The 15,510-nt window shown below is 34.7% G+C and carries 14 protein-coding genes; 5 read left to right on the forward strand and 9 right to left on the reverse strand.

Annotation, left to right across the window (positions count from 1 at the left end):
- Positions 1 to 4: 4 nt before the first annotated feature.
- The 7 genes from L2586_RS14735 to L2586_RS14765 all read right to left on the reverse strand — a co-directional run bounded on the left by L2586_RS14735 (position 5) and on the right by L2586_RS14765 (position 8,263).
- A complete protein-coding gene (locus tag L2586_RS14735) occupies positions 5 to 1,024 on the reverse strand; it encodes an NAD(P)/FAD-dependent oxidoreductase (protein ID WP_235293685.1) in 1,020 nt (339 codons plus the stop codon).
- Positions 1,011 to 1,760 carry a phosphoadenylyl-sulfate reductase gene (locus L2586_RS14740; RefSeq protein ID WP_235293686.1) on the reverse strand — a complete coding sequence of 250 codons (750 nt, stop codon included), beginning with the start codon at positions 1,758 to 1,760 and terminating at the stop codon, positions 1,011 to 1,013. The genes L2586_RS14735 and L2586_RS14740 overlap by 14 nt, the downstream gene beginning before the upstream one ends.
- Entirely contained in the window at positions 1,760 to 2,362 is a 603-nt protein-coding gene (locus tag L2586_RS14745) for a precorrin-2 dehydrogenase/sirohydrochlorin ferrochelatase family protein (protein WP_235293687.1), read from the reverse strand. Before L2586_RS14745 ends, L2586_RS14740 begins: the two co-directional genes overlap by 1 nt.
- Entirely contained in the window at positions 2,319 to 3,107 is a 789-nt protein-coding gene (gene cobA, locus L2586_RS14750) for a uroporphyrinogen-III C-methyltransferase (protein ID WP_235293688.1), read from the reverse strand. The genes L2586_RS14745 and cobA overlap by 44 nt, the downstream gene beginning before the upstream one ends.
- 34 nt (positions 3,108 to 3,141) lie before the next feature.
- The gene (locus L2586_RS14755) at positions 3,142 to 5,274 is read right to left on the reverse strand and encodes a nitrite reductase (protein WP_235293689.1); all 2,133 of its coding nucleotides are present in this window, start codon (positions 5,272 to 5,274) and stop codon (positions 3,142 to 3,144) included.
- A 443-nt stretch (positions 5,275 to 5,717) separates the two neighbouring features.
- On the reverse strand, positions 5,718 to 6,833 hold the full coding sequence (locus L2586_RS14760) for an LOG family protein (RefSeq protein WP_235293690.1): 1,116 nt from the start codon (positions 6,831 to 6,833) through the stop codon (positions 5,718 to 5,720).
- Positions 6,830 to 8,263: an outer membrane protein assembly factor BamD gene (locus tag L2586_RS14765; RefSeq protein ID WP_235293691.1), complete on the reverse strand. Its 1,434-nt coding sequence runs from the start codon at positions 8,261 to 8,263 to the stop codon at positions 6,830 to 6,832. The genes L2586_RS14760 and L2586_RS14765 overlap by 4 nt, the downstream gene beginning before the upstream one ends.
- Before the next feature lie 387 nt (positions 8,264 to 8,650).
- Between L2586_RS14765 and L2586_RS14770 the strand changes: the two genes are divergently transcribed.
- On the forward strand, positions 8,651 to 11,116 hold the full coding sequence (locus tag L2586_RS14770; protein WP_235293692.1) for an Ig-like domain-containing protein: 2,466 nt from the start codon (positions 8,651 to 8,653) through the stop codon (positions 11,114 to 11,116).
- Here L2586_RS14770 and L2586_RS14775 read toward each other — a convergent pair.
- Together L2586_RS14775 and L2586_RS14780 are read right to left on the reverse strand one after the other, a co-directional pair.
- A complete protein-coding gene (locus L2586_RS14775) occupies positions 11,113 to 11,829 on the reverse strand; it encodes a LytR/AlgR family response regulator transcription factor (protein ID WP_235293693.1) in 717 nt (238 codons plus the stop codon). The two genes, L2586_RS14770 and L2586_RS14775, sit on opposite strands and share 4 nt — an antisense overlap.
- A 10-nt stretch (positions 11,830 to 11,839) precedes the next feature.
- Complete coding sequence (locus tag L2586_RS14780) at positions 11,840 to 12,889, reverse strand: sensor histidine kinase (protein WP_235293694.1); 1,050 nt, start codon at positions 12,887 to 12,889, stop codon at positions 11,840 to 11,842.
- Between the two features lie 149 nt (positions 12,890 to 13,038).
- Here L2586_RS14780 and L2586_RS14785 point away from each other — a divergent pair, with 149 nt between their 5' ends.
- The 4 genes from L2586_RS14785 to L2586_RS14800 are packed head-to-tail and all read left to right on the forward strand — an operon-like array spanning position 13,039 to position 15,510.
- Positions 13,039 to 13,449 carry a 6-pyruvoyl trahydropterin synthase family protein gene (locus tag L2586_RS14785; protein WP_235293695.1) on the forward strand — a complete coding sequence of 137 codons (411 nt, stop codon included), beginning with the start codon at positions 13,039 to 13,041 and terminating at the stop codon, positions 13,447 to 13,449.
- A gap of 9 nt (positions 13,450 to 13,458) precedes the next feature.
- Entirely contained in the window at positions 13,459 to 14,055 is a 597-nt protein-coding gene (gene folE, locus L2586_RS14790; protein ID WP_235293696.1) for a GTP cyclohydrolase I FolE, read from the forward strand.
- 9 nt (positions 14,056 to 14,064) lie between these two features.
- A complete protein-coding gene (fabD, locus tag L2586_RS14795) occupies positions 14,065 to 14,940 on the forward strand; it encodes an ACP S-malonyltransferase (protein ID WP_235293697.1) in 876 nt (291 codons plus the stop codon).
- Positions 14,941 to 14,958: 18 nt separating this feature from the next.
- Entirely contained in the window at positions 14,959 to 15,510 is a 552-nt protein-coding gene (locus L2586_RS14800; RefSeq protein ID WP_235293698.1) for a YqgE/AlgH family protein, read from the forward strand.

Genomic DNA, 15,510 nt, shown 5'->3' on the forward strand with positions numbered 1-15,510 from the left:
GTATTTATTCGAATCCGTTCACTCCCTGTACCGTTGTATATTTAAAGCTTAATTTTTTATCAGGGAACATATATTTGAATGCAGATTGGACTGCTAAAGTTCCTTCATGAAAGCCACATAAAATTAATTTTAATTTTCCTGGGTAGGTATTGATGTCACCGATAGCATAAATTCCTGGAATATTAGTTGAATAATCCGTCGTATCAACTTCAATTGCATTTTTATCGATATTCAATCCGAAATCAGCAATAGGTCCAAGTTTCGGCGATAATCCGAATAGTGGAATAAAGTTGTCAGCCTGAAGATTAATTTCACCTTGAGTTTTATGCTTTAGAGTAACACCTTTCAGCACACCATTTCCGTTAAGACTTTTCGCCTCTGTATCTGTTAATAGATTCACTTTTCCTTGTTCTGCTAAAGCAGCTACTTTTTCTGCACTATCTAAAGCACCTCTGAAACTATTCCTTCTATGAACGAGTGTAACTTCTTCAGCAATATCAGATAAAAATATGGTCCAGTCTAAAGCAGAATCTCCACCTCCAGCAATAACAACTTTTTTATCTCTATAAACTTCAGGGTCTCTAATAATATAATCGACTCCTTTATCTTCGAATTTTTCCAAGTTTTCAAGCGCAGGTTTTCTTGGCTCAAAACAGCCTAACCCTGCAGCAATTGCGACAGCCTTAGCTTTAATCGTTGTTCCTCTAGAAGATGTAACAATAAAACTTCCATCGTCCAATTTCTGAAGTGCTTGCGCCCTTTCTCCGAATGTAAATGTCGGCTTGAACGGTTCGATCTGCTTCATTAGATTATCGATCAGTTCACCTGCTAATACAGAAGGATAGCCTGGGATATCGTAGATCGGCTTCTTAGGATAGATCTCAGCGCACTGACCACCTGGAATCGGCAAAGCATCGATAAGATGGCAACGCATTTTCAATAATCCAGCTTCGAAAACGGTGAACAGACCCACAGGTCCAGCACCAATGATTAGCAAGTCAGTATCGACACTATTTTGACTCATTTAATTCTTTTTTATTTGTAAAATAATGTGTGTGTAATCCACACTCTGTTTTTTCAGAATCTGCCCATCGGCCATCCCTTCCATCTCCCTTCACTGTACAATGAGTGCAACCTACAGAACCATAACCAAAATCTGCCAATGGATGTTTCGGCAAACCGTGATAATTTAGCTCGTATAAAAATTGACCTTCCTCCATATCAATTAATGGGTGAAATTTGTACAAATCACCATGCGGCGCAAAAATACCTAAATCTGATCTAAATTCCGTCTGAAATCCTAAAACTCCTGAAACCCAAATCTTTTTCCCCACTTTGACCTTGTCTAATGGAGCTATTTTATTGATTGCACAGCACATTTTTGGATGATCTGTCCACCATTCTTCTTCCTCTGTCATTTGATGTTCCTGAGCCAACGGTTGAATTTCTACAATATCAAGACCATATAATTCAGACAATTCATTCTTATACTTTATGGTTTCCTCGAAAAGGTAACCCGTATTAATAAAATACACCTTCTGACTTGGATTAACCTTGCTGAGCAAAAAGAGTAAGTAAGCCGAATTCGTCCCAAAAGAGGAAGTGAATAAGATTTCATCTGGAGTAAAGTACTCGTATAGTTTCTCTAAACGCTGAATCGGCGATAGGTCTTGAAAAATTGCATTGTATTCTGAGGAATTAAAATTTTTAAAATCTATTTTATCTGTAACTAGAAAGTCTTTGTTATCTGTAGATGCCATTAATTTTTATATTCATTTACTTCAATCATACTCTTCGTTAAGTCATTTAAAATTCGAACTTTTTCTTCGAAGTTCTTTTTTAACTTTTTACGGAATGTATGTAAGTTTTGTAATAGTTGATTAGTGTCTTCAGGGAATACTTCTTCGAAAACCTGACGTAAGCGCTTTGCTAGAGTAGGGGACTTGCCATTCGTCGAAATCGCTATTTTCAAGTTTCCTTTCGTCACGATAGAACCTAAATAGAAGTCACAAAGTTCAGGAGTATCTGCAACATTGATCAATTTCCCTTTAGCTTTTGCTTCTTTCCAGACTTCTTCATTCAGAGATCTAATATTTGTAGCAGCAATAACAAGATCGTATCCATCGATGTCCGAAGCTTCGAAAGGCTTTTGATCTATTTTAAAACTCGTTTCGTAATAACCTTCCATCATCGCCCAGATGTTGTTATTAATTTCTGGAGCGACCACCTTAACATGTGTTATCGGGCTGCTTTTTAACATGAAAAACAACTTTTCATATCCTACTTCACCTGCTCCGACTACTAAAACCTTTAGTTTGTCAAGCCTGAAAAACACCGGAAATAACTGATTTTTCTGTTGCATTGTTGATCGATTTTGTATGTTCTAAAAAAGCATTAACCACTTCTCCGATATAGATTATCGCAGGAGTGGCAATACTTGCGTTGCTAACTTTATCTTGAATTTCACTTATTTTACCATAGACCGCCTTCTGATGAGACAGCGTTCCATTTTGAATAACTGCAATTCCTAGATCTTCTTTATTTATGTCAATGTATTGTTGTACAATTTCATCTAATTTCCCAAGTCCCATAAGGATGACTACTGTTCCATCGAGATGCACAGCTTGTTTTAGGTCATTACTCAGTTTGCCATTTTTACCAACAGCGGTTACGACGTGAAAACTTCTACTTACGTTTCTTAGGGTAATAGGAAGTCCATTCCATGCACTTACTGCCGTTGCACTAGATAGGCCAGGAATGATTTCAACTGGAATATTTAACTTTTCAGCATGCACCAATTCTTCGAATCCTCTACCGAAAACAAAAGGATCACCTCCTTTCAATCTAACTACATGTCCGAGCTTTACAAAATCAATTAGTTTTTCATTGATTTCATCTTGTGTAGCATAGTGATGAGCCGCTCGCTTACCTACATAAATTTTAAGCGCATGCGAAGGTGCTTCATCCACTAAAGATGGATGTACTAAAGCATCATATAAGACAACGTCTGCTGCCTGGATCGCTTTAAGCCCTCTTAAGGTGATTAAGTCTGGATCTCCAGGTCCTGCACCCACTAAGGTTATTTTATTTAATATTTCTTGTTTCATTCCTTTCTTTTAGCTTATCTATTGATAACTAGTCTTATGCATTATAGTAACTAGAAGTAACTAGTTGATCTTCTGCTTTGCTTGTAGTTTCGTTTCTCGCCTCGTGTACCTTCTGATTGAAAGCAGATGCATCCTCAATGTATTTTGCAGCAAATTCTTTACTTGCTTCCTCCGTTTTCATTCTTAATACATATTCTGTAAAAGGCACTTCATTTTGAAATCGCTCTTCTTTTCCGAAAACTTCATTAAAGTCATCAAGTATTTTTATATGTGTATTACATTTTACATCCGCAGATAATAACATTGCTTTAGCGCCTACGATAAAAGAGGTGTATGCATGGTAGATCGCCTCTCCATATTCACCATATTTAAACTTCGCAATAGCACTTTCTACTTTTTCATCAGCATCCTTTACAATTGCCGACAACATATCAAATGCAACTCCTGCACATTCTCCTACACCTATTGCTTGCACATAATCTTCTTGATGTCCCCAGTCTAGGAAATCAGCGTCTGTTAGGCTCTTTTTATCTGCAAGACCTTTTAGTAGATCGTAAAAGTACTTTTTGCCTTGACGAACCACATATTCTGTAAAATGCTCGTCGATATTAGCGCCTCCTTCGTAATCCTCTAGAAGTAAGGTGATTGCTTGAGGGATTCTTTTTGTGCCAATTTTTATGATTTTTTCTGCGATATAAGTTTTATGTTGAACAACACCACCACCTAGAACAATCTGCATAGCTGGTAGCACTCTACCATTGATTTTGATAGAACTTCCGTGAAGACCGATACTAGCCGCCATATGCTGGCCACATGCATTCATACACCCGCTTATTTTTATGCTGATGTCTTCATTGGTCAAATAATTCTGATGTTGCTTTTTGATGTGAAGCTCTATTTCTTCTGCAAGTGATGTAGAGTTCGTAACGCCGAGATTACAAGTGTCTGTACCAGGACAAGCAGTTACATCTAAGATCGTTTCTGCGCCATAATCAGCAAGACCTATTATTTTAAGTTCTTTATATATTTTTTCTATATCATTTGCAGCTGCATATCTTAGAAGAATACCTTGGTGAACAGTGAATCGAATATCATCTGCAAAGTATTTTTTCACCAATTGTGCCAGTGCTCTGGCTCTACCTGAAGAGATATCACCCAATCTTACTTTTATGTTCACAGAGTAATATCCAGTATCTTTAATTTCTTTCAAGTTGGTCTGTTTCCAAAGCTCAAATTCTTTGTCCTCAGTTGTTTCTAATATAGATGATGTCACTTCTCTTATTGGTTCAGGAGCCTTCCATACTGTTTCAGCAATGTGAACCTTTTTATTTGGTAAGGATGCTAATTCATCATAGATCATAGCTGTAAGCGTCTCTTGACCAAAACTCTTTAGCAAAAATTTCATTCTCGCTTTGAATCTTTTTTCTCTTTCGCCATATCGGTCGAAGACTCTTATTGCCGCTTCCATAAATGGAATGATTTCATCTGTAGGAATAAATTCAGTTACGGTGACCGCTTCCATTGATTGTGCACCTAATCCACCTGCAAGCAATAATTTGAAACCTTTTACGCCATTTTCTATTCTTGGAATAAAGCCAAAATCATGGAAGTAGCAAAATGCCGAATCTGCATCACTTGATGAGAAAGCAATTTTAATCTTTCTACCCATCTCCTGGCAAATAGGATTTCTTAAAAAGTAGTTATAAACTCCTACGACATATGGTGTAATGTCAAAAAGTTCTTCTGGGTCAATTCCAGCATTAGAAGATGCAGTGATATTTCTTACTGTGTTACCACAAGCTTCTCTTGCATTCATGCCTACTTCAGCCATCAATTCCCATACTTTAGGAGAATTAGCTAGTTTGACATAATGAAATTGTATGTTTTGTCTTGTTGTTATGTGTAGATTTCCAGTTGCATAAGCATCAGAAATGTCTGCAAGTCTATAAAGTTGGTCGGCAGATACATAACCAAAAGGAATCTTAGTTCTAAACATGTGAACACCTAATTGACGTTGACCATAAACACCACGAGTCAATCTATAATGCTTGAACTTGTCCTCATTTATTTGACCTTTTTTGAAAAGATCAATTTTATATTTTAATTCTTCTACATCTGCTTGTGCATCTGCGATAAATTGTGATTGTGTTCTACTCGTAACTGACATTATTTAAATTTTGGTCAAAAAAAAATCCCTGCAAGAACAAATATCTTGTAGGGACTTTTAGGAATGTTTTTATATTTTTCTCTATAGATCCAGACAAGACGAAATACCCATCATACAGCAACAACAACCCATCATCCTTGTATTTACGTTTCTAGTCATCAATCTAAGATTCATTTATTTTAATACTTTATTATTATGACAAAACTGTGCCATTTAATCCATAAAACAAAGGAATCTAAAAGAATTTAACAAAATTTTTAATGTTGATATATGACCATATGTTCACATGTTATTATGTTGTTAATCAACATGTTATAATTTCATGAATGGCGTGGAAGTGTTGCACTCGTTGACCTCAGGAGCAAAAGAAGAGAGATGCTTAATGGCTTAAATTTAGATTAGTCTAAACTTAATTTACAAGAGTGATGAAAAATTTGCCTTTTCTATTTTATTTTTTTTGGAGGGTTTTTCTCGATAAATTGGATGGCTTGTTCGGGATCATCCGTTAGAAAAAGCATTTTTTGATAGGCTTTTCCTTTAGCAAGTTGCTTTAATACTGGAAATAACATGGTATTCATTTCATACCGTTCTTTACCTAGAAATACCATAGGACTCACATATCCGAAAGTGCCATAATGATTTTGAGCAGCATCCATAAAGATTTCTTGAGTTGTTCCTGCACTTCCAGGTGCATATATGATACCATGTAAGCAGATAGCGAGTAAAGTGTCTTCTCTTATGCTATTAGAAAAGTATTTGGCAATATGTGAAGCAAATACATTACTCGGTTCATGTCCATAAAACCAGGTTGGAATGGCTAAACTTTCCTGACCTTCTGGGAATAACTGAATGACCTCTTTAGAGATCTCCATAAAGCCTTCGTCAGTAAAATGCGGAGCGATAGATAACATTTCTATCGCTTTTTGAAGCTCTTTGTCTGACCTGCCGCTAAAATATGCACCTAAATTAGTGGCTTCCATAATTCCTGGACCGCCTCCAGAAGCTACAAAATATCCATATTCTGAAATAGCTTTAGCGGTAAATGCGGTCTTCGTATAATATGGATCTGTTCTTAAGGTCCCATGTCCACCCATGAATCCAACGATCTTCTTCTTATAGTCACCATTTCTAAGCGGAGTAAGTAGGTGTCTTAATGAAGTATCGATGGCATGGTCATGTATTCTTTGCCAGAGAGAATCATTGATACTAGGAGAATATCTCGTCTCATAGAAATGCTCGTATATATTTAAGTCAAGTGATTTTTCATTGGTAGAAATAGCCTCTAGTTCCTGCCACGTATATAGGTGTTCTCGGTAAGGATTAAAGGGAAGTTCATTATAATCAGGCAGTATCAGCGCTCCTTTTCGGAGAAGATGAATTTCGTCTTCTTCCTTTAACTTACAGCCTAACAATGTTGTAGAACAAATTATAAAATTTGACCAATCAATTTTTTCTGTGGTGAAGTCAATGTTTTGAAAAGTGAAATCTTTAAGTTTTCCACTTCCTTTACTTAACAAAGCAAATTTTTCCTTCGACGTTATCCATTTTTCTACTTTCACAGTAATTCTTCTATTTTTTCTGTTAACCAATTCTTAGAAGCAACACTCTTTTCATTAAGGAGGTCGATCTTTAATTTTTCCAATTTTTTCTTATCGTATGACAACTTAACTATTTTCTCTAGGAAACTATTGAAATTACCAAATATTAGCTTGTATTGATCTGGAATATTCTTGTGTCTAACTAAGAATACCTTAAAAGCATTCACAGATGAAATTGCTAGATCTTTATTGTCTAATTCATAAAAAGCAATGATAAGCATCAGCTTAGAATCTAATGTATAGACGAAATCATCGAATTCTACTTCGTTCAGTAAATCGATTAAACCATCGTAGTCCTTTTTGAATAAAGCAACCCTTGCTTTATTGAATTTAATGGCATTGTCTCTATATTTCTGATTGATCTTAATAGAATATTCTTTGATGAAATCTTCTACCCATTTAATGTCTCCGAGTCGCAAGCCTATGATACAGATGTTTCTAAATGAAGTTGGCGTAATTTCACCATTGACCAATAAAACTTCTTGCTCTAATCCTTCGTTGTAGATATTAAGCAGCTCATTATTAAATTCCTTCTTTCCTTTATTAACCTTACGTACACAGTAATTAAGAGCGGCATCAAATATGTGCTTCGCTTCTTGTTGTGGAAAGAGACTAAGGTTTTTATGGATTAATTCCTTTAGCTTATAATAATGTGTTGGATCCTCGGGCTCTATCGTAGTCAGATAGATCTGGTAGTAGATACCGATCGTGGGGATATTGTAATATTTCTTTTGCTTTACTAATTCGACGATATCATCTATAAATAGTAGTTCCACGTCATGTTTTATGACATTTTTCCAAGAAAGCATAGAACAGTAATAGCGAAGCTTTTCAGCCACGAAGAAGTAATCTAAGTTGTCATTAATATCTTGAATATTATAGAACTGAATTTTGGTTTTGGAAGCTGATTTTTTTTCAAATTCGCTTGTAAGATTGAACCTGTGCTTTTCAGCCATATACTGATAGAAGTAATATGTAGCGTTACGTTCTAAGTGCCTTTCAGAAAGTCTTTCTGTTGTCTTTAAAACGGAGTTGTATAATTCAGGCATTTTATTGTCAATCACTGCTTCTAGTAGGTTAGTTGATTCCTGAAGTGGCTGAGCCTTAAACTGTTCCACCGATAGAAACTCTCCAAGTAGACTTAGAAGATCTGTGTTATATTTTCTATACTTCGAATCATTAAATTTTAGCCCTTTAAAAACAGACTTCCAAATATTCTCCTTTTCTAAATCATCGAACTTTTGCTTCTTTATTTTATCATAGTAGAAGTCAAAGAGCTGCTCTAAATTTTCATTCTGATTAAAATACGGAGAGTGGACAAATTTCTTAAACCTGTTCAAGTCATAAATAGACAGTCTTTTTAAGGCTTTAAGAATTTTGAGATTTTGCATAACGTTCATTATAGAATGAATGTAAATATACTATTTAGCTTGCTGAAGTAAAATCTGGACTCTTAAATAACACAAATTGTTCCTTTCGGTGTCTTTATTTCGGTTTTCATTTAGTGTAGTTTTTAGCTTGAAATAGTGTGGGAGAGATGATCCAGATAGAAGTATGTTTTTTTTAACTATTTTTAGTAATTATAGTAAATTATTTTACAATACATTAAAGATATATACTATATGTAAATACTTTGTATTAAATTATTTATATATAAAATGGGCTCTGAATCAATCTGTAAGTGATAAGATTTCATATTAAATATTATTATATATAATAGTTTTCTATTTTTTTCTTATTATCTTAGCGTTTGAAAAATTAAATTAATAGCAGTTCCCATGATAAGAGTGATATTCAAGTCGCTTTGTTTGTTAGTTGTATTCGTACTACTGTTGCCTGTATTGGGAGTTAGCCAAAATAATGCTCACTTTCAATATCGAGACATTATTGGATCAGATTATCATCAAGGCTATATAAGTTCTGCGGCCGTACCTTCGGTTATTTCTAATCCTGAATTTGGAAATTTCCAGATCATTCCTTCACCAACTGGTTTAAATACTTACACCTACTCATATCAGCCTGGTGTAGAGGAGGGGAGTTCTAAAGCAGTAATAGAATATTACAAAATAGATAGTGAAACTGGATTAACAGTTCCTGATTATACAACCATCTTTTTTACCATCACGAAATCTATTATTAGTTGTGGAGATGATAGAGAAACTATTCAGAAGAATGGTCCTATTTCATTCATTAATGTTTTAGAGAATGATTCCCGATCTGATGGTCCACTTACATTATCTGAAATTTTGTATTCAGAAGGAGGGATTGCAAGTATAGCTAATGGTAAAATAAGTTTTATTCCATCACCTAACTTTGAAGGAGATGCATTTGTTTACTATTCTGTTAAGGATGCTGTAGGTAAGTCAGGTACTGGAGTATTGAAAATAAAAGTTTTAGATTACAGTAAGATATTAAGTACAGATGAAATAAGTGTGGTAAGCTATGGTGGTGAATCTGTTGAATTAGATTTTCCTTTTGATGGATTTGTACCAACTACACAACCTCAGTATGGAAAATTTGAATCTTTAAGTGGGGTACAGAAATATACACCTTATCAGAATACAACAGCTAGTGAAACTATTGTATTTACCAATGGAAATATAACGCGCGAAGTTTATTTCAGGTTAGTAGAGAAAGAAGAAGCGAATAGTTGGGTAGTTGATGATGTAAGATATACATCTAAAGGTACTCCAGTTACATTAAATGTTACTGATAATGATTATATCCAGAATCAAACAATCATAGATCATTCATCAGATCTAATTCCAGGAGGAGACGAAGGTGAGTTTACTTATTCACCATCTAAATATTTTACTGGAACAAAAGACCTAGAATATACGGTTTACAATGGTTACGATTCTGAAACAGGAACAGTCACCATTCATGTAAACAATTTTAATCCTATCACTTCTGTTGAATACAACTTTACGACGGTTGGAAATTCAGCCCTGGTTATTGATTACAATATTCCTATTGAAAATTATTCCTTTAGTATCGTAAGCCAGCCGGATCATGGTTCACTAGTTGTAAATAGTGGAAATTCTATGATTGATGTTGGATGCGAAATTATTTCAGGAAGAAATCTTATCCTTTATGAGCCATCTTGGAATTATACTGGTGAAGATGATTTCCGAATTAAGTATTGCGTAGATGGAAAGTGTAAATACATTAGCATTAGTGTAAATGTAATTCCTAATGAACTTTCAGATTGTAAGTGTTTTACAGGTTGTGTATGGTCAGGAGATGCTAATAATGATGGAGTTGTAAATTCTTCAGATTTAATTACTGCAGCATATGCTATCGGTAGTTCTGGAGCAGAAACAGAGTGGAATGGTGCAAACGGATGGATCGGTAGGAAAACAAGTGACTGGTTAGATAACTCATTGAATGGAGTAAATGCAAAGTTTGCAGATGCAGATGGAAATGGGATTGTAGATGAATTAGATTTTGATGCGATATATGAAAATTATAATCAAAATCATGCTTTGATCCCACCACAAACGTTGAATAATAAGTCATACCCATTTAGTATCGTTCCTACACAGGATACAGTATTTGCTGGTGATATAATCTCATTTGAAATCGGAATCGGAAACGATCAGAATTTAGCTTTAGATGTTAATGGTCTAGTTTATAATTTAGGATTTTCAAGTGCTTTAGTTGATTCCGCATCAGTCAATTTAGAATACTACTCAGACTCGTGGTTTGGTGTAGATGAGAAAGTAATTGGTATTTTTCAGCAAGTTAGACCAGGATTTATAGAAACGGCTGTATCTAGATTAGGTGTAAATGCTAAAAGTGGTGCAGGAAAATTAGGTAAGTTAGACTTTATAGTTGAAGAAGATGTAGTCGGAGGATTTAGAGTAGGAAGTGAAGGTGTAATTCCAGTGGAAGTACAATTAACAGATGCTCAAGTGATGTCTTCTAATGGTCAGCTTTATAGCTTACCTTCTGCTGAAGGTGTTGTTTATCTAAGTCTTAAGAAAAGATCGAATACAGAAGAAGCATCTCCAATGCTTGTCTTCCCTAATCCAGCTTCAGAAGAAATTAACCTCCACATGAATGGAGGCCATGATATTATTTCTTATGAGATTTATTCAATAACCGGCCAGTTAATGGATCAAAATACTTCATTAAATGGGCGCTCTGAAAGTGTAAATATTTCCAATTATAATAATGGCCTTTACATCGTAAAAGCCAATACTACATCTGGAGTAAGAATCAATAAATTCGAAGTATTCTAAAGTCGATTCTGATTAACAATTTCTAGTAATTCTTCTCTATAATTTTTTCCTATTGGCAACTGCTTTGTCTTGCCATTTTCAATGATCTCTACTGTGTTTCCTACTATCGCTTGGATTTGATTAAGGCCTAAGATGTATGAGCGATGTATTCTCTTAAAGAATCTTTCTGGAAGTTTACTTTCTAGACTCTTCATGGTTTGTAAAGTAATTACTCTACCAGTCTTCATTCGAATAATCACATAGTCTTTTAAGCCTTCTATATATAAGATGTCGTTATAGTTTACTTTGACTAACTTCTTATCAGCCTTGACGAAAATAAAGTCTTCGTCATCACTTCCAACATGTACTTCAGATTTGTTCCCTATTTTCTCTGTAGCTTTATTTACAGCTTTCATGAAACGATCAAGTGAAATCGGCTTTACTAAATAATCAATTGCATCCATTTCGAAACCTTCCACTGCATAATTAGAATAAGCAGTTGTGAAAATAACTTCTGGTGGATTAGTTAGTGATTTATAAAAATCAATTCCCGTTAGCTGAGGCATCTGAATATCTAAGAATAAAAGGTCAACATCATGTTTTTTAATGGCTTCATTCGCTTCGAAGGCATTCTCACATTTTTGTAAAAGATTTATATTTGGAAGTTGGTTGATAAATGTTTCTAAAACATCTAATGCAAGCGGTTCGTCGTCTACTATAATTACGTTAATCATATTTATAAAGTTAGTTGTTTAATTTAATTTTTAAGTCAATGTAATAATTTGTTGGGCTTTCTTTAAGGTTGAGTTCATGGCTGTTAGGGTAGAGTAGGTCAAGTCTTCTTTTAACATTTACCAATCCTATACCTCCACTTTTCTTACCATGAGGTTTAGGTGCAGTCTCTGTTTTACTATTGTCAATGGAAAAGTGAATCTCATCTTCCATGATCTTAAGTAATATTTTGACATACCCTTCTCCTAATTGATTATTAAGTCCATGCTTAAAACTGTTTTCCAAGAACGGAATAAACATTAGTGGTGCAATTTTCTGATCTTTGATTAATCCGGAAACTAAGAAGTCAATTTTAATATGTTTTTTTTGTCTGAGCTTTTCTAATTCTAGGTAATTCTCCAAGTAATTTACTTCTTTTCTAAGAGGAACACGCTCTTCATTACATTCATAAAGCATGTATCTCATCATTTCTGAAAGTTTTAAGACAATTTCTGGTGCTTGGTCGGACTTCTTTAAGGTAAGCGCATAGAGGTTATTCAGAGTGTTGAATAAAAAATGAGGATTGATCTGAGATTTTAAAAAGTTTAATTCCGTTTCTGTGTTCTTATGGTGTAACTCCATTTTCTCTACACTTCCTTTCTGCCAGTCTAAGATGATTTGGAAAATGGTAGAAATAGATCCGTAAAAAAGCATTTGGAAGAATATGATACCTTGTTTAGCTATAAAATAACTCTGAACACCTGGTTGATCCGTAAATAATAAATAGAATAAAATCGTTTTAATAGGTGTAAGGATAATCGCAGTTAGAACAAGTGCTATGGCGTAATTGATGCCACTATTCTTTCTAAGATAATTGGGAATCAGAAAGTATAAATTGAAGTAAACGATGATCATATAAAAAACCAGATTAACGAGCTCTATGATCAAAGTGAAAACACTAGTCGGATTCTGATCTATAATAATGAGCGCTACATACAAACCTACCCAGAAAAGTGCATGAAAAAGGGTATCCCTTTTCGCCCAATCAGGAATATTAATTTTAAAATCTGTCTTTAAGCTCATTAGTCCTACTAATTGAAATTTTTACAAATAGGTTTGCCATAAATTGATTTTTAGATGAAAGGGTCTAACTGATCGATAAATAATAGAATAAAGATAAATTAATAATCTTTAAAAGCTTATTCGTATTTTCGCAGCTTAAATTGGGAGTAATGGTTTATTTAACGAGAATAGAGAAGTTTAATGCTGCACATAAGCTTTGGGTGAAAGACTGGAGTGAAGAAAAGAACCTTGCGGTTTTTGGGAAATGTGCAAATAAAAATTGGCATGGACATAACTATAAGCTAGTCGTAACGGTGAAGGGGGAACCTGATCCCATAACAGGTTTTGTGATTGATGCGAAAAGATTAAGTGTACTTATCAAAGAGACGATCGTAGATAAAGTAGACCATTCTAATCTTAATCTGGATGTTGATTTCATCCCGAGCGAATTAATGCCTACTACTGAAAATTTAGTAATTTTATTTTGGAATGAACTAGAACCCCATCTCGATAGTTGTAAATTACATTCTGTGAAACTAGTAGAAACAGACACCATTTATGCAGAATATTTTGGTGAATAAAAAATAACTATGTCATACAACAAGAAAGAATCGTACAATCCAGAAACTACTGAGGTATTAATTAAAAATTATACTTCTATTATAGAACAATTAGGAGAAGATCCTTCTCGAGAGGGACTTATCAAAACACCTGAAAGAGCTGCTAAGGCAATGCAGTTTCTTACGCAAGGTTATGATTTAGATGCAAAAGAAATTTTAACATCCGCTTTATTCCCAGAAGAGTATAGTGAAATCGTAATTGTAAAGGATATAGAAGTGTATTCAATGTGTGAACATCATATATTACCTTTCTTCGGAAAAGCTCATGTTGCATATATTCCTAATGGGCATGTAGTAGGCTTAAGTAAAATACCGAGGGTGGTGGATGTGTTCGCTAGAAGATTGCAAGTTCAAGAACGACTTACGCACCAAGTTTTAGATTGTATTCAGGATACATTAAAACCATTAGGAGCAGCAGTGGTAATAGAAGCAAGACATATGTGTATGATGATGAGAGGGGTAGAGAAGCAAAATTCTATTACAACGACTTCAGCATTTACAGGTGAATTCAGAAAAACAGAAACTAGAAACGAATTTTTAAAATTACTTTTATCTAATAGAGTATAATTTTTTTTTATGGTAGGATATATTTTTCCAGGTCAAGGAGCACAATTTGAAGGAATGGCATCAGATTTATTATTATCTGATCAAGCTGTGAAGTTATTTGATGAAGCACGTGAAATCTTAGGATTTGATATTGCTGAAATTATGAAATCCGGAAGTGGAGAAGATCTAAAAGAAACTAAAGTAACACAACCAGCTGTATTCTTACACTCGGTTATCAAAGCTCGTTTAGCTGGAGACCAATTCAAACCAGACTTTGTTGCTGGACACAGTTTGGGTGAGTTTTCTGCGCTGACAGCTGCAGGAGCGTTATCATTCGAAGATGGATTAAGTCTCGTAAGCAAAAGAGCAATTGCTATGCAAAAAGCATGTGAATTAGAGCAGTCTACGATGGCAGCAATCTTAGGACTTGAAGATCAAGTAGTCGAAGATATCTGTAACGGAATAGATGAGCTTGTTGTTCCTGCGAATTATAATTGCCCGGGTCAGTTAGTTATTTCTGGCTCTATGGCTGGAATTCAGAAAGCTGTTGATCAATGTACAGAGGCAGGAGCGAGAAGAGCTTTAATATTAAATGTAGGTGGCGCTTTTCACTCACCACTTATGGAACCTGCAAGGGAAGATCTTGAAAAAGCGATTAATGTTAGTAATATTAATCAACCATCTGTACCTGTTTTTCAGAACGTTGACGGTAAACCACAATCGGACCCTGCGATCATTAAGGAAAATCTAATCAAACAATTAACAGCCCCAGTACTTTGGACTCAGACCATGCAGAATATGATTTCAGCTGGTGTTGAATCATTCGTAGAAGTGGGTGGAACTGGTAAAGTTTTAATTGGCTTGGTAAAAAAAGTAGATCGAAAAATTCCGTGTGAAGTTTTGTAACCTATCTTAGAGGTATTTATGGAAGTAAAAGCTGGAAAACTCTTATTGGCACAACCATTTATGCTTGATCCTAATTTTAAGCGTTCTGTTGTATTATTATGTGAACATGATACGACTAGAGGATCATTAGGTTTTATTTTAAATAAGCCGCTGCATATGAAAGTTCAAGATTTGATCAGCAATTTTCCAGAGATAGATTCCACCGTTTACTTCGGTGGACCTGTAGCAACTGATACAATTCATTATATTCACGATAAAGGTGACTTACTAGAAGATAGTGTCGAAGTATATCGCGGGATTTATTGGGGAGGAGATTTTGAACGCTTAAAGTTTTTGATTGAAGCCAAATTAATCAAAGAGAGTAACATCCAATTTTTTGTAGGATATTCAGGTTGGTCTGAAGAACAACTCGCAGATGAGTTGAAAACTGGATCATGGATCGCTGCAGAAATGGATTCAAATTATTTATTCCACAAAGACGAAAATGTTTTATGGAAAAAAGTTTTGGAGAATAAAGGTAGTTCCTTCGGAGTTATCGGTCAGATTCCAGAATCACATCGACTGAATTAA

This window comes from Portibacter lacus, from assembly GCF_021533215.1.
Taxonomy (GTDB): Bacteria; Bacteroidota; Bacteroidia; order Chitinophagales; family Saprospiraceae; genus Portibacter; species Portibacter lacus.